Genomic DNA, 14,998 nt, shown 5'->3' on the forward strand with positions numbered 1-14,998 from the left:
CACGGACTGAGTTGAGAAGAGACAGATCATGACGACCCTGCCGATCGACCCGCGTTTCCCCATTCCCGCAGGCGCGGAAGGCGAGGTGGTGCTGTGGTGGCTCGGCCAGGCCGGGTTCGCTGTGCGCCACGAGGACACGCTGCTCATGATCGACCCGTATCTCAGCGATGTGCTCGCCGACAAGTACCGCGGACGCATCTTCCCGCACGAGCGCATGCAGCCTCCGCCGGTGAACCCGTCTGACGTCGAGGGACTGGATGCGGTGCTGTGCACGCACGGTCATACCGACCACATGGATCTGGGCAGCATCCCGTATCTTCAGACATCGTCGGACCCGCTGTTCGTCGTTCCCCGTTCCGAAGCGGTCAAGGCCGTCAGCCGGGGCATCCCGGCGTCGCGATTGCTCGGAGTCGACGACGGCGAGACGTTCTCGACTCGCGGGTACCGCATCACAGCGCTGCCTGCGGCGCACGAGGAGCTGACCGAGGACGAGCATGGGCAGAACCTCTTCCTCGGCTACGTGATCGAGATCGGCGGTGTGCGGATCTACCATTCGGGCGACTGCGCGCCCTACCCGGGGCAGTGGGAGACGGTCGCAGCGTTGAACGTCGATCTGGCGCTGCTGCCCGTGAACGGGCGCGATGCGCATCGCAAGACCCATGGAGTCCCGGGAAACCTCACGCTCGATGAGTCGCTCGCGCTGGTGCGCGGCGCCGGTATCCCGGGACTGGTGTGTCACCACTGGGGAATGTTCGCGTTCAACACCGCCGATCCCGAGCAGTTGCGCGCGGAGCTCGCAGGAGTGGATGACATCCGCTGGCACGTTCCTGTTCTGGGCGCGGCATTCACAGTCAAGGAGCTCATCGGATGACCACGACATTCGCGTTCTTCGGCGTGACGACCCAGTCGTCGGCGATTCGCAGGATCTTTCCCCGCTGGATGGCGGAGCTGGGCATCGACTCGACGCTCGTCGGAATCGACTTCCCCGTCGACGCTCCCGCTGCCGACTATCGCGGCGCGGTGGAGCGGATCAAGGCCGACCCACGGGCCGTCGGCGGACTCATCACGACGCACAAGCTCAATGTCCTGGCTGCTGCCGAAGACCTGTTCGATGGGCTCGACGAGTCGGCGGCGCTCTTGAAGGAGACGAGCTGCATCCACAAGGACGGCACCCGCCTGCTGGGCGCGGCACTCGATGACCGGACCAGCCTGATGGGCCTCGATGCGCTGGTCGGCGCCGATTTCTGGAACGGTCAGCGGGAGCTGGTGATCCTCGGCGCCGGCGGTGCTTCGATCGCTCTCACGCTCGGACTGCACAGGGCTGCGCAGGCAGGGCGCCCGATGCCGGCCCGTGTCGTCGTCACCGCACGGTCGCACCCACGCCTGCAGGAGATGCGCGAACTGCACGACAGGATCGGCTTCACCGTTCCGACCGACTACGTCGTCGCCGGTACCGCCGAACACGCTGATCGCGTCATCGGCGAGGCCGCACCCGGGTCGGTGATCGTCAATGCCACGGGGATGGGCAAAGACCGTCCCGGTTCGCCGGCGTCGGCGCATGCGCCGTATCCCCCGGACGCGGTGGTCTGGGATATGAACTACCGCGGCGAGCTCGCCTTCCTCGCCGACGCGCGGGCCCAAGGACGGAGCGATCTGCGTGTCGTCGACGGATGGGACTATTTCGTCTACTCGTGGACCAAGGCCGTCGCGGTGGTCTACGGCGTCGACATCCCCGCGTCGGGGCCGGTGTTCGAGAGGCTGTCCGAGCTCGCACGGACAGCCTGACGCTCGCGGTCTCGGCGCGTCCCCTCAGCGCGACAGGTCGAGCAGCCGGGCTGGGTTCGCGACCAGCATCCGCTCCACGGCATCCGCGCCGATCGCCGATCGCAGACGCGGCAGGTAGCGATCACCGAGGTAGGCGAGTCCCGGCATCCCGCCGTAGGAGAGGTATCGCGTGCTGCGGGCGACATCGCCGCCGAGCAGGATGCGATCTGCTCCGATGCGGTCGACGACCTGTTCCGTCAGCGCGAGCAGCTCGGCATCGGACCGCGTGCGCGGGCGCGCGAAGCCGTCGTAGCCGAGGTGCGCACCGCGTTCGATGAGCGAGATGTGCAGCGCCGGGTCGGGGTCGCGGTCGGCGTGGGCGAGGACGACCCGAACGGATGCCACTCCCTCAGCCGCCAGCACGTCCAGAACCTCGTGGGCAGCCGTGCAGAACTCCAGGTGCACCATGACCGGGGCGTTCGTCGCGCGGTGTGCGGCGCCCACGGCCTCGAGCGTGGTGCGCTCGAACGGGCTGATGCGCCAGTAGTCGATGCCGGCCTTGAGCATGCCGGCGCGCACCGGCTTCCGATCCGACGTTCGCGCGGTCGGTACGTCGGGGGCCTCGAAGACCACGGCATCGTCGGCCGGCATCCCCTTCGTGACGTCGGCGATGAAGAGCTCGGCGAGCTGCGCCGCTCTCCAGACCTGCATCGGATGATCGTCGCCGTAGTGCGCCTCGCGGTGCCGGCCGGTCGTCGCGACCACATGGAGGCCCGTTTCCGCGCTGATGCGAGCCACGGCCTCCGGATCACGGCCGAGGCCGAACGGCGTGGCATCCACCATCGCGGCGAAGCCGCTCGCCTTCAGCAGAGCGGCCTCCGCGCTCGACGCATCCTCGTCATCGAGTTCGTCGCCCGGCAGAAGCGGAGTCACCTGGAAGAGATGCTCGTGATAGTTCGTCGGCCCGAGCTCCGCGGCATCGAGGTCGCCGAGGACTGTGCGGATCATCAGCGCGCTTCCTCGGCGGCCTCCGCGAGCTGCTCGACGATCCCAGGGGTCAGCTCCAGCTCGAAGACGTCGGCGACGACCTGGGACCAGCCGTGGATGAAGTAGCGCCAGCCGTCAACGACGTGCAGGCGGCGCTCCGCCTCCTGCGCCCTGGCCTGGTGCAGGAACTCCAGAGACCCGCGGTAGTTGAACTCCCACACGTAGGCGTCCTGCGGGAAGACGACGTCATCCGGAAGAGGAGAACCAGGGCGGTCCTTGCCGAGCCCGGTGGCGTTGACGATGAGCGAGCCGCGCGGCGCGGCGGCGACCAGCGCTGCGGCATCCTCGACCGAGGGTGTGCGCACATAGGAGATGAGCCCTTCGCGCGTGCCGTGCTGGCGGTGCACCTCGCGCAGATGCGCGAGCTTGTCATCATTGCGGGCGGTGACGGTCACCTCGGCGGGAGCATCTGCTCGCTCGGCCAGTGCCCAGCTGAGCGCGGTGCCCGAACCGCCCGCGCCGAGGATGATCACTTCAGCGCCCGTGGTCGCGAAGTAGTCGGCCGGGAGGAAGTCGTTCAACGCCAGATCGACCGTGATCGGGTCCTTCGCGCGGCCGGAGAGCCGCGTCCCGCGCTTGGCGATGCTGGAGATCTCCGAGCACGAAACGGCGAACGGATCGAGCTCGTCGAACAGGTCGGATGCCGCGGCGTACACGTTCATCTTGTGTGTGGTGACGAGGGCCCCGCGATGATGAGGATCGTCGCGGATCTGCTCGACTAGCGCTCGATACTGCTCGGGGCCCGCGTCCATCGGCAGGTCGTGGCCGATGAGCCTGCGGGTGGGCAGGCCGAGGATGTCGGCCCACAGCGGGAACACCTTCATGATCGACGACGAGCCGGTGGTCACGCCGACGAAGCCCATGTAATCGGCGTCGGGGGTGGTTTCCGTGGTCATGCGGGGCCTTTCAGCGAGTGACGGGGTGAGCGGGCGCACGTCCGGCGAGGACGGCGAGCACGTCGTCGAGCGACATGGATCCCATGTTGTCGACGGCCTGTGTGGTCTGAGCGCCCAGGTGCGGCGTGACGATCACACGTTCAGCGAGATCGTCGGCGAGAAGCGGACTGGCGGATGCCGCGGTGTCGCCATCGAGGGTGTCTGCGGCGTAGGCCGCGAGCCGGCCGTCGATCAGCGCTGCGGCGAGGGCGGCCTCATCGACGAGGTCGGGGCGCGCCGTGTTGACGACGATCGAGCCGGTGCGGATGCTGTCGAGCCGCTGCGCGTCGATGAGGCGCTGCCCGCCCGGGGCGTGCAACGTGATCAGATCAGCAGTGCGGAACAGCTCGTCGAGTTCGACGGGCTCGGCGCCGAGCTCGACGATCCGATCGACCGACAGGTAGGGGTCGGCGGCGACGACGCGCGGCCCGAAGCCGCTCAGGCGCTTCGCCACGCCCTGGCCGATCCGGCCGAATCCGACGATGCCGACGGTGGCCGCGCCGAGTTCGCGCCCGCGGCGAACGCTCCAGTCGCCGTGGCGCACGCGGCGGTCGCCGTCCGGGATGAACCGGAGGGCCGCGAGCATGAGGCCGACGGCGTGGTCGGCGACGGCATCCGCGTTCGCACCGGGGGTGTTCGTGACCGGGATGCCCCGGTCGGCAGCTGCGGCGAGGTCGACAGCCTCGGTGCCGACGCCGTACCGCGCGACGATCTTCAGTCCGGGGCCCGCATCGAGATGCGCTGCGGTGACCGGACCGGTACCGGCGATCCAGGCATCTGCTGCGGCGAGCAGGGGAGCGAGTTCGTCCAGATCGTGATGGGCGGGGCCGCGCACGATCTCGTGCCCTGCGGCCGCCGCGCGGGCGACGAGGTCGGCGTCGCCGTCCGAGAAGGAACGACTGGTGGCGAGGATGACGCCCATCAGCGCGTGCCCTCGGTCTCGACGGGTACACCTGCACGATCGCGGAACGAATGCACGACAGGATCGGGTGTTCGGGCGTGCATCCGTGCCCGGGTCGTGCATCCGTATCGGGGCGGGGTCATCGTGCGTCTCCGGTCGGAGCAGCAGCCGGAGCGGAGGCGAACCAGGGGGCGAGGGCGTCGTAGGCGGCGGTGAAGCGGCCGTGGCGCTCGGCGTAGACACCGTGGCGCGTCGCGTCCGGCGTGAACTCCGCAGTCACCTCGCTGAGCGCGCGGGCCGCCGAGAAGTCGGCGAGCCCGAGGCCCACGGCCGCCGTGACGGCGGCGCCGAGGCTGTTCGCCTCCTCGACGATCGTGCGCCGACGGACCGGCATGCCCCACACATCCGCGAGGACCTGCAGCAGCGCGTCGCTCTGCGCGCCACCGCCGACGGCGTCGATGCGATCGATCGCGGCGCCCGATTCGCGGAATGCGTGGATGCTGGTGAGCAGGTTGTATCCGATGCTCTCGAGCACAGCGCGGACGAGGTGCTGGCGCGTGTGATGGCGGCCGATGCCGACGAAGGCGCCACGGGCGTTCGGGTCCCATATGGGGGAGCGCTCGCCCAGCAGATACGGCAGGAAGTAGAGGTCCTCGGTGTCGATGTCGCGCCCGGCCTCATCGGTCAGCCGCGCGGTTTCCGGCTTGGCCGGATCGGGGGAGAGCGCTTCTGAGATCCATTGGATCGAGGCGCCACCGGCCTGCATCGTGGCGGTCGGCACGAACGAGCCCGGGACCACGTTGTCGAACGTGAAGGTCCGGAGCCCCGGGTCGCGGACCGGGGCGTTCGACGCGAACGAGATCCACGACGAGGTTCCCAGGCAGACGTAGGCGCCGTCCTCGGGCGCCACGATGCCGGACCCGACTGCCGCCATCGGTCCGTCGCCGCCGCCCATGACGACGCGCACGCCCCTGTGTCGGCCCGAAGCATCGTGCAGGCCGAGAGCATCGGCCGCAGCATCCGTCAGCGTCCCGACGACCGCCGTCGAGTCGAGGATCTCGGGGAACAGCGCACGGTCGAGGCGGGCGGCTGCGAGCACCTCTTCGGACCAATCGCCCGTGCGCTGGTCGTAGGCGTTGGTGCCCGAGGCGTCGGAGCGGTCAGTCGCCAGGCGACCGGTGAGGCCGAGGACGATGTAGTCCTTCGCGACGCAGAAGCGACGAACGCGGGCCCAGCTGTCCGTCTCGTTGTCGCGCACCCACATGACCTTCTCGATCGAGTAGGTGGGGTTCAGCCGGTGGCCGAGGACCTCGTAGGCGTGCTGCGCGCCCAGCGCCTGCTCGAGTTCGCGCTGCTGCGCGCCTGAACGCGTGTCCGCCCAGATGATCGCGGGGCGCACGGGGGTGCCGTCGGCGTCGAGGAGGACGGCGCCCATCATCTGGCCGCTGACGACGAGCCCCTGGACGTCCGCGGGCGCCGTGTCGGTGCGGGCGAGCAGGTCGCGGGTGGCATGCACGACGGCATCCCACCAGTCCTGGGGATCCTGTTCGGCGATGCCGCCGGCGGCGAAGTGCGCCGGATAGCCGACGGTCGTGGATGCCACCAGCCGCCCGTCGTCGTGGTGCAGCGATGCCTTGTTCCCGGTGGTGCCGAGGTCGTGGGCGATGATCACAGTTCGTGCCTGCTTCGTTGGTTGCGGTTCCGGATCCTGCTGTTTTGGAGTATACCTGTAATTACAAGTCCTGTAGTTACAAGTTGTAGGAGATCATTGTGAGCACCCCATCCGCCGTCGACATCCCCACCCTGCTGGAGATATCTCCGCAGGGCGGCATCGAGGGGCGCTCGCGCCGCTACGAGAAGTTCCTCGGCGACATGGACGGCGTTTACCGCGACGACCGGGCCTGGCAGGATGCCGTCGGCGAGCGTGGCGCGGACGACCTCGTGTACTGGGTCGACGACCACCGCTACCAGGAGGGCCCCGGTGCGCTGATCGTCGGGACGAGCACGCTGCTGCCCGGTCGGTGCGGCGAGGAGTTCGCCGTTACTCGGGGTCACCTGCATGCCGAGGCTGATCGTGCCGAGCTGTACTACTGCTTGAGCGGGCGTGGTGTCATGTTGCTGGAGACTCTCGATGGGCAGACGTCGGCGATCGAGCTCACGCCCGGCAAGGCTGTCGACGTGCCGGGGCACTGGATCCACCGGAGTGTGAACGTCGGCGACGAGCCCTTCGTCACCCTGTTCTGCTACGCCGCGGATGCCGGGCAGGACTACGGCGTCATCGCCGAGGCGGGCGGCATGAAGAACCTCGTCGTCGTGGATGGCGACGGCTGGAGCCTCAAGCTCAACCCCGACCACGTCGGGTACAGCGCAGACGCGTGACCGGTCAGCGCTGCCGCGCGCGGTACGCGGCGACGGCGTTGCGGTTCGTGCACGTGGTGGAGCAGTAGCGGCGCGAGCGGTTGCGGGAGAGGTCGAAGACCACCCCCCGGCAGTCCTCGTCGGCGCAGACGGCGAGACGGCTGCCTTCGTCGGCGCGGACGATGTCGAGAAGTCCCATCGCGGTCTCCGCCAGCACCCGTTCTGCGAGTGGACGGTCGTCCGCCACGGCGTGCAGGTGCCAGTCGGCGCCGTCGTGCCGGACGACGTGCGCATCGAAGGTTACATCCTGCAGTGCCTCGTTGATGCCATCGACCATCTCGTCGCGGGGAGCGAGAAGCATTCCGCGCAGTCGGGGCCGCAGGGAGCGCAGGGCGGCAAGCTCCGCAGGGGAGTGGTCGATCCGCCCGGTGTAGGGGAACGCGTCGAGGAACGCCACGAAGTCCTCGGGCGTGGTGAGCGTATCCGGATCCTCCGCGCTGTTGACGAGATGAACCGCCGCGCGCATCGCCTCGACCGTGTCATTGGTGAAGAGCATGTTGACACCTTACACCGCCGAGGGATAACGTCATCTACCATGAGCACTTTGGCGAATGACACGAGTGTGCGCACCGGGCTGCAGCTCGGGCTGCCCCTGGCGATCGCCGCGGCCTTCACGTTCGGGATGTCGGGTGCGTGGGCGCGCGGACTCATCGACGCCGGGTGGACGCCGGGCGCCGCTGTCACCGTTCGGATCTGGGTCGCGGCGATCGTGTTGCTGATCCCGACGGTCATCTCGCTGCGCGGGCGATGGAAGCTGTTGGGCAAGAACGCCGGGATCATCGCCGCGTACGGTCTGCTCGCCGTGACGGCGACGCAGCTGTTCTACTTCCAGGCCGTCGCCGTGATGGACGTCGGACTCGCCCTGCTCATCGAGTACACCGCGCCGATCGCCGTCGTGCTGTGGCTGTGGATGCGCCGAGGCGAGAAGCCCACGCGGCGCAGTATCCTGGGCGCACTCATCGCATTCGTCGGACTCGTGCTGATGCTCGACGTGCTCTCCGGGCGCACCGTCGACATCGGCGGCGTCCTCTGGGCCTTCGGCGCCATGGTCGGGGCCGCGGCGTACTTCGTTCTGTCGGGCAAGAGCGACACCGGGCTGCCGCCTCTGGTGCTCGCCGGTGCGGGACTCTTCGTTGGCGCACTCGGGCTGACCGTCGCGGGTGCAGTCGGAGTCCTTCCGATGTCGTGGAACACGAATGACGTGACCTATAGGTTCGGAACAGTGCCCTGGTTCGTGCCCGTGCTGGCCATCGGCATCGTCGCGACGGCGCTGGCGTACGTGCTCGGGATCGCCTCCACCCGCCTGCTCGGCTCGCGTCTGGCGTCGTTCATCGCGCTCGCCGAAGTAGTTGCCGCGCTGCTGTTCGGCTGGCTGCTGCTCGGGCAGCTGCCGAACCCGCTGCAGGGCGTCGGTGCGGCGCTGGTGCTGGCCGGTGTCGTCGTCGTGAAACTCGGCGAGCCGGCGTCCTCCGACGGCGTTGCATCCACCGCTGGTGACCCGGCACTCGCCATTCCGGCCGAGGAGCTCGCCGAACCCTCTTGATCTCGATCTGCGGCGGGGTGAGACTTGCCGTGCCGGCGTCGATGCCGACTGAGTTGTCCTGTATACCTTCAGCCCGTCCTAGTGAACATTGGCGCCCCTTCACGCGATTTATGTATACACTAGCCGTGTGAGCACCACAGTCGAGCGCACCAGAGCGAGTGATCGCGCATACGCGACGCTTCTCGAAGAGATCCAGTCCGGCGCGCTCGCTCCTGGCACCGTGCTCGCCGAGGTCGAGCAGGCCGCGCGGCTCGGCGTTAGCCGCACCCCGCTGCGCGAGGCGCTTCAGCAGCTGAGTGCCGCCGGACTCGTCGAACAGCAGTCGCCACGGGTCACCGTCGTCAGCGGCATCGATGCCGACGACATCCGTTCGCTGTTCGAGATCCGCCGCGCGCTCGAGGAGTCCGCTGCGCGCCTGGCCGCAGAACGCGGCGATGCCGAGCAGTTCGGCGCTCTGGCGTCCGAATTCGCGCTCGCCGGAGCATCCCTCGGGGCTGCAACAGGGCGTGACGACTACTACGCGCTCATCGCCCGCTTCGACGCGGCCGTCGATGCCGCCGTCGACAACGACTACATCGCCGCAGCCCTGCGCACCGTCCGCACGCACCTCGTGCGGGTGCGACGCATGGCGCGCGACAACCCTGAGCGATTGGCCGCGTCCGTCGCCGAGCACCGCCTCATCGCCGAAGCACTCGCCGAACGCGACGGCGAGCTCGCCGCTCACGCCACGCACGTGCACCTGCGCAACGCGCTCACCAGCATCCTCGATTCCCTGCACGCCGAAAGCGAAGGACAGCCATGACCGTCAACCACCACGTCCGCGTCTACAAGAGCGAAGAGGACCTGCCCCGCGGGGAGCAGCTGGCCTGGAAGATCGCCGAGGTCGCGGCCGATGCCGTCGAGATCGAGAAGGACGTCGTCGACATGATCATCAACCGCATCATCGACAATGCGTCGGTGGCTGCGGCATCCCTCACCCGGGCCCCGATCGTCGCCGCCCGCGACCAGGCCTTCAGCCATCCTGTGTCAACCGGCGGGCAGGGGGCGTCCGTCTTCGGCGCCGCGCTCGAGAAGCGCACCAGCCCGGAGTGGGCGGCGTGGGCGAACGGCGTCGCCGTCCGCGAGCTGGACTACCACGACACGTTCCTCGCGGCCGAGTACTCGCACCCCGGCGACAACATCCCGCCGATCCTCGCGGTCGCGCAGCACGTCGGCGCCGACGGCCGCGCGCTGGTCCGCGGTATCGCAACCGGCTACGAGATCCAGGTGGATCTCGTGAAGGCGATCTGCCTGCACAAGCACAAGATCGACCACGTCGCGCACCTGGGCCCGTCGGCCGCGGCCGGCATCGGCACCCTGCTCGGCCTCGACACCGAGACGATCTACCAGGCCGTCGCGCAGGCGCTGCACACGACGACCGCCACTCGGCAGAGCCGCAAGGGCGAGATCTCCACGTGGAAGGCGCATGCCCCGGCGTTCGCCGGGAAGATGGCCGTCGAGGCCGTCGATCGCGCCATGCGCGGCCAGACCAGCCCGTCGCCGATCTACGAAGGCGAAGACGGCGTCATCGCCTGGATGCTGGACGGCAAGGACGCCGCGTACGAGGTGCCGCTGCCCGCAGCCGGTGAGGCGAAGCGCGCGATCCTCGACACGTACACGAAGGAGCACTCCGCCGAGTACCAGGCGCAGGCGTGGATCGACCTGGCGCGCAAGCTGCACAACGAGGGCGTCGACACCTCTGCGATCGCTTCTGTTGTTCTTCACACCTCGCACCACACGCACTACGTGATCGGCTCCGGGGCGAACGACCCGCAGAAGTACGACCCGAAGGCGTCGCGCGAGACGCTCGACCACTCGATCCCGTACATCTTCACCGTCGCGCTGCAGGACGGCACGTGGCACCACGTCGACTCGTACGCTCCTTCGCGGGCTGCGCGTCCCGACACCGTCGAGCTGTGGAACAAGGTCACCACGCTCGAGGACGCCGAATGGACGCGCCGCTACCACTCGAACGACATCGCCGAGAAGGCATTCGGCGGCCGCGTGGAGATCACGTTCACCGACGGGACGACGCTGGTCGACGAGATCGCCGTGGCGGATGCACATCCGCTGGGCGCTCGTCCGTTCGCCCGCGAGAACTACATCGCGAAGTTCCGGCTGCTGGCCGAGCCGGTGCTCGAAGAGGCGGAGATCGAGCGGTTCCTCTCGCTGGTGCAGCGGCTGCCCGAGCTGTCAGCCGCCGAGGTCGCAGAGCTCTCGATCATCGCGAAGCCCGGTGTCGTGGCATCCGAACCCGCCACCAAGGGACTGTTCTGATGCTGTACGCGCACACCACGCCCGCCGAGAAGCGGCGGCTGTTCCGGGAGCGGCTCGCGACCGGTGAGCTGCTGCGCTTCCCCGGCGCGTTCAATCCGCTGTCTGCGCGACTCATCGAGCAGAAGGGGTTCGAGGGTGTGTACATCTCGGGCGCCGTGCTGTCGGCCGATCTCGGCCTGCCCGACATCGGGCTGACGACGCTCACCGAGGTCGCCGGCCGCGGCCAGCAGATCGCGCGGATGACCGAGCTGCCGGCGATCATCGACGCCGACACCGGGTTCGGCGAGCCGATGAACGTTGCGCGCACGATCCAGACGCTCGAGGATGCCGGCCTCGCCGGCGCCCACATCGAGGACCAGATCAACCCGAAGCGGTGCGGTCACCTCGACGGCAAGGCCGTCGTCGATGCGGACACGGCGGTCAAGCGCATCCGCGCCGCCGTCGATGCGCGGCGCGACTCGAATTTTCTGATCATGGCCAGGACGGATATCGCGGCCGTGGACGGTCTCGAGGCGGCGAAGGATCGCGCGAAGGCGCTGGTGGATGCCGGAGCGGATGCGATCTTCCCCGAGGCGATGCGGTCGCTCGAGGAGTTCGCCGCGATCCGGGATGCCGTCGACGTGCCGATCCTGGCCAACATGACCGAGTTCGGTAAATCGGACCTGTTCTCGGTCGACCAGTTGCGGAATGTCGGCGTGAACATCGTCATCTGGCCGGTGTCTCTCTTGCGTCTGGCCATGGGCGCGGCCGGTCGGGGCCTCGATACCCTGTTGGAGGAAGGGCACCTGACCGGCAAGCTCGGCGAGATGCAGCACCGTGCCGACCTCTATGACCTGATCGACTACGAGTCGTACAACCACTTCGACTCCGGGGTCTTCAACTTCACCATCACGAAGGAGTGAGCATGACCGACATCAAGAAGGGCCTGGCCGGAGTCGTCGCGGACGAGACGGCGATCAGCAAGGTCAACCCTGAGACGAACAGCCTGCTCTACCGCGGCTACCCGGTGCAGGAGCTCGCCGCGACCCAGTCGTTCGAGGCGGTCGCGTATCTGCTCTGGCATGGCGAGCTGCCCACGGCATCCGAACTGGCGGCCTTCCGCGCGAGCGAGCGCAAGCACCGAGCGCTCAGCCCTGCGGTCAAGGAGGCGATCGACCGCCTGCCGATCGACTCGCACCCGATGGACGAAGTGCGCACCGCGGTCAGCGTGATCGGCGCGATCGAGACGGCCGGCATCACGAACGTCCTGGATGCGGTCGGCACCGCTGAGGAGAATCTCGAGCGGAGCCTGCAGCTGTTCGCGGCTCTTCCCGCGATCGTGTCGTACGGGCAGCGGCGTCGTCGCGGCCTGGACGCGGTCGAGTCGCGCGATGACCTCGACTACGCGGCGAACTTCCTGTGGTTGACGTTCGGTGAAGAGCCGGATGCCGTCGTCGTCGACGCTTTCAACCGGTCGATGATCCTGTATGCGGAGCACTCCTTCAATGCGTCCACGTTCACGGCGCGGGTGATCACGTCGACACTGAGCGACCTGTACTCGGCTGTGGTCGGTGCGATCGGCGCGCTGAAGGGCCCCCTGCACGGGGGCGCCAATGAAGCCGTGATGCACATCTTCGATGAGATCGGGACGGCTTCTGAGGTTTCGGGATGGCTGGACACCGCGCTCGCCGAGAAGCGCAAGATCATGGGCTTCGGACACCGCGTCTACAAGCGCGGCGACTCGCGCGTGCCGACGATGAAGGCCGCGCTCGACACGCTCGTCGAGCACTACGACCGACCGGATGTCGCCGAGCTCTACTCGACGCTCGAGGACGAGTTCGTCTCGCGGAAGGGCATCTACCCGAACCTGGATTACCCGTCGGGTCCGGCGTACAACCTCATCGGATACGACACGCTCACGTTCACGCCGCTGTTCATCGCGGCGCGCATCACCGGGTGGACCGCACACATTCTGGAGCAGCAGGCGTCGAACGCGCTGATCCGCCCGCTGTCGGCATACAACGGACCGGATGAGCGGCACATTGACGAGTACGTGCCGGACACCGCTGCGATCGATGTGCAGGAGCGGCCGGAGGAGGCGGCGGGCTGAGCCGGGGTCAGCGATTCAGCCACGGGCGCAGCATCCGTGTCACCCACGGCAGCACCCAGTACGTCATGATCGGCGTCAGCACGACGGTCGTGGCGAGCGCGCGCAGCCAGATCGGCAGCAGGTCCCACCCGGGGACAGGCGCGATCGCGTAATTGAACGCGAGGTTGACGGGGAAGAACCCGAGCCAGATCGACACGGCCTGCTTCCAGCGCGGCGGTGTGTGCACCATCGCGACCGTCGTCGTGCCGCCGGTATCCGGGTTCGGGACCGTGATGGTTCCGGTGGTCGGCTCGTCGAACCAGCCCTCGATGCCGGTGCGGCGCTTGGTGCGCTCGCTGAGCACGAACCCTTCGCCCATCGACAGCCACCACTCGCGTTCGGGGGACCTCTCCCAGGTGACGAGGTCCTCTTCGGTGGCGAAGCGGTACAGCATGTGCCAGACGTGCGAGTCCTGGCCGGCCCGCACCCACCCTGAGCCGAGGAACCCGGGATAGCGGTTTGCGAGATTCACGCCGGTCTGCACCCAGGCGGTCGCCTCGGGCACGTGCTCGGGGTCGACCTCGCGGCGGATGGACACGGTGATGGGCTCGGACAAGGTGGGTCCTCGGGATGCTGCTCGGATGTGAGCGTGGGGAGTGGGCGGCGGATGGCCGCATACGAGTGTAAGCGAGCGGATACCGCGCCGCCTGCGGGTTTGCGGGGCAGACTGGGACCATGAGCAATGAAGCCGTCGTCGTCGATGTCGTCCGCACCCCGGTAGGGCGCGGCAAGCCCGGCGGGGTGCTGTCGGAGGTGCATCCGGTCGATCTCGCTGCCGGAGTGCTGCAGCAGATCCTCGAGCGCAACGGGCTGGAATCGACGCAGGTCGACGACGTGCTGCTCGGATGCGTGAGCCAGATCGGCGAGCAGGCGATGAACATCGCACGGCAGGCGGCGCTGGCGGCCGGGTTCGACGAGACCGTCCCGGCGACGACCATCGACCGGCAGTGCGGTTCGAGTCAGCAGGCCGTGCACTTCGCCGCACAGGGCATCGCCGCCGGAGCCTATGACATCGTCATCGTCGGGGGAGTGGAGTCGATGAGCCGCGTGCCGCTCGGCTCATCGCTCGCCGGCGTCTCGCCGATGTCGCCGCGCATGCGCGCACGCTACCCGGACGGCCTCGTGAACCAGGGCGTGTCTGCCGAGCTCATCGCCCAGAAGTGGAACCTCACCCGTGACGACCTCGACGCGTTCGCCGCCGAGTCGCACCGGCGTGCAGCGCAAGCGTGGGAGGGCGGATTCTTCGACCGGACGATCGTCCCCGTGCCCGAGGCGCCGGAGGCGCGGGGCGACGAGACCGTGCGCGCCGGAACCACCGTCGACAAGCTCGCCGGGCTCCCGGCATCCTTCCGCACCGACGCGCTCGCGGCCCGCTTCCCGGAGCTGGACTGGCGCATCACGCCGGGCAACTCCTCGCCGCTGACCGACGGTGCCTCCGCCGCCCTGCTGATGAGCGCCGAGCGCGCCGAAGCATTGGGGCTGACTCCGCGTGCGCGTTTCCGCGCGTTCGACGTGGTCGGCGATAATCCGATGTTCATGCTGACGGGGCCGATTCCGGCATCCCACCGGGTGCTCGAGCGGGCAGGACTCGGCATCGATGACCTCGACGCGTATGAAGTGAACGAGGCATTCGCCTCGGTACCGCTGGCGTGGGCCGCGGAACTCGACGCCGACCCCGCCAGGCTCAATCCGCGGGGCGGCGCGATCGCGCTCGGGCATGCGCTCGGCTCATCGGGCACGCGGCTGCTCGGCACGCTGCTCGACCACCTCCACGCGACGGGTGGCCGCTACGGCCTGCAGACGATGTGCGAGGGCGGCGGTATGGCCAACGCGCTGATCGTCGAGACGCTCTGACTCCTGATCTGCCCAATGGGGGGATCGTCGGCGCCAAGATGGGGCATAACCCCGATTGCAGCCGCCGCACCGCGGAGGAGAATCCCGGATGA

15 protein-coding genes are annotated in these 14,998 nt (G+C 68.5%); 9 read left to right on the top strand and 6 right to left on the bottom strand.

Annotated elements, in window-relative coordinates:
• The first annotated feature begins 28 nt into the window (after positions 1–28).
• The gene (locus tag LQZ87_RS06775; RefSeq protein ID WP_230102707.1) at positions 29–871 is read left to right on the top strand and encodes an MBL fold metallo-hydrolase; all 843 of its coding nucleotides are present in this window, start codon (positions 29–31) and stop codon (positions 869–871) included.
• Positions 868–1,785, top strand: a complete 918-nt coding sequence (locus LQZ87_RS06780; RefSeq protein WP_230102708.1) for a shikimate dehydrogenase — start codon at positions 868–870, stop codon at positions 1,783–1,785. Before LQZ87_RS06775 ends, LQZ87_RS06780 begins: the two co-directional genes overlap by 4 nt.
• A gap of 24 nt (positions 1,786–1,809) precedes the next feature.
• Here LQZ87_RS06780 and LQZ87_RS06785 read toward each other — a convergent pair whose 3' ends face one another.
• From LQZ87_RS06785 to xylB, 4 genes are all read right to left on the bottom strand, one after another.
• A complete protein-coding gene (locus LQZ87_RS06785) occupies positions 1,810–2,772 on the bottom strand; it encodes an aryldialkylphosphatase (protein ID WP_230102709.1) in 963 nt (320 codons plus the stop codon).
• Entirely contained in the window at positions 2,772–3,707 is a 936-nt protein-coding gene (locus tag LQZ87_RS06790; RefSeq protein WP_230102710.1) for a shikimate dehydrogenase, read from the bottom strand. Before LQZ87_RS06790 ends, LQZ87_RS06785 begins: the two co-directional genes overlap by 1 nt.
• A 10-nt stretch (positions 3,708–3,717) precedes the next feature.
• A complete protein-coding gene (locus LQZ87_RS06795; protein ID WP_230102711.1) occupies positions 3,718–4,668 on the bottom strand; it encodes an NAD(P)-dependent oxidoreductase in 951 nt (316 codons plus the stop codon).
• A gap of 118 nt (positions 4,669–4,786) precedes the next feature.
• The gene (gene xylB, locus LQZ87_RS06800) at positions 4,787–6,319 is read right to left on the bottom strand and encodes a xylulokinase (RefSeq protein WP_230102712.1); all 1,533 of its coding nucleotides are present in this window, start codon (positions 6,317–6,319) and stop codon (positions 4,787–4,789) included.
• A gap of 98 nt (positions 6,320–6,417) precedes the next feature.
• Here xylB and LQZ87_RS06805 point away from each other — a divergent pair, with 98 nt between their 5' ends.
• The gene (locus LQZ87_RS06805) at positions 6,418–7,026 is read left to right on the top strand and encodes a glucose-6-phosphate isomerase family protein (RefSeq protein WP_230102713.1); all 609 of its coding nucleotides are present in this window, start codon (positions 6,418–6,420) and stop codon (positions 7,024–7,026) included.
• 4 nt (positions 7,027–7,030) lie between these two features.
• Here LQZ87_RS06805 and LQZ87_RS06810 read toward each other — a convergent pair whose 3' ends face one another.
• On the bottom strand, positions 7,031–7,561 hold the full coding sequence (locus tag LQZ87_RS06810; protein ID WP_230102714.1) for a CGNR zinc finger domain-containing protein: 531 nt from the start codon (positions 7,559–7,561) through the stop codon (positions 7,031–7,033).
• Positions 7,562–7,600: 39 nt separating this feature from the next.
• Between LQZ87_RS06810 and LQZ87_RS06815 the strand changes: the two genes are divergently transcribed.
• The 5 genes from LQZ87_RS06815 to LQZ87_RS06835 all read left to right on the top strand — a co-directional run bounded on the left by LQZ87_RS06815 (position 7,601) and on the right by LQZ87_RS06835 (position 13,013).
• Entirely contained in the window at positions 7,601–8,608 is a 1,008-nt protein-coding gene (locus LQZ87_RS06815; RefSeq protein WP_230102715.1) for a DMT family transporter, read from the top strand.
• Between the two features lie 127 nt (positions 8,609–8,735).
• Positions 8,736–9,410 carry a GntR family transcriptional regulator gene (locus tag LQZ87_RS06820; RefSeq protein WP_230102716.1) on the top strand — a complete coding sequence of 225 codons (675 nt, stop codon included), beginning with the start codon at positions 8,736–8,738 and terminating at the stop codon, positions 9,408–9,410.
• On the top strand, positions 9,407–10,924 hold the full coding sequence (locus LQZ87_RS06825; protein WP_230102717.1) for an MmgE/PrpD family protein: 1,518 nt from the start codon (positions 9,407–9,409) through the stop codon (positions 10,922–10,924). The genes LQZ87_RS06820 and LQZ87_RS06825 overlap by 4 nt, the downstream gene beginning before the upstream one ends.
• Positions 10,924–11,826 carry a methylisocitrate lyase gene (gene prpB, locus LQZ87_RS06830; protein ID WP_230102718.1) on the top strand — a complete coding sequence of 301 codons (903 nt, stop codon included), beginning with the start codon at positions 10,924–10,926 and terminating at the stop codon, positions 11,824–11,826. The genes LQZ87_RS06825 and prpB overlap by 1 nt, the downstream gene beginning before the upstream one ends.
• Positions 11,823–13,013, top strand: coding sequence for a bifunctional 2-methylcitrate synthase/citrate synthase (locus LQZ87_RS06835; protein ID WP_230102719.1), 1,191 nt, complete (start codon positions 11,823–11,825; stop codon positions 13,011–13,013). Before prpB ends, LQZ87_RS06835 begins: the two co-directional genes overlap by 4 nt.
• Before the next feature lie 7 nt (positions 13,014–13,020).
• Here the strand turns inward: LQZ87_RS06835 and LQZ87_RS06840 are convergent, their stop codons facing one another.
• Positions 13,021–13,608 (bottom strand): antibiotic biosynthesis monooxygenase, encoded by a 588-nt coding sequence (locus LQZ87_RS06840; protein ID WP_230102720.1) that lies wholly within the window; start codon positions 13,606–13,608, stop codon positions 13,021–13,023.
• Between the two features lie 119 nt (positions 13,609–13,727).
• On the opposite strand from LQZ87_RS06840, the gene LQZ87_RS06845 reads away from it, so the two are divergent.
• On the top strand, positions 13,728–14,906 hold the full coding sequence (locus LQZ87_RS06845; RefSeq protein WP_230102721.1) for a thiolase family protein: 1,179 nt from the start codon (positions 13,728–13,730) through the stop codon (positions 14,904–14,906).
• Positions 14,907–14,998: the final 92 nt, after the last annotated feature.

Origin of the sequence: Microbacterium sp. Bi121 (assembly GCF_918698005.1) — a bacterium.
Lineage (GTDB): Bacteria > Actinomycetota > Actinomycetes > Actinomycetales > Microbacteriaceae > Microbacterium.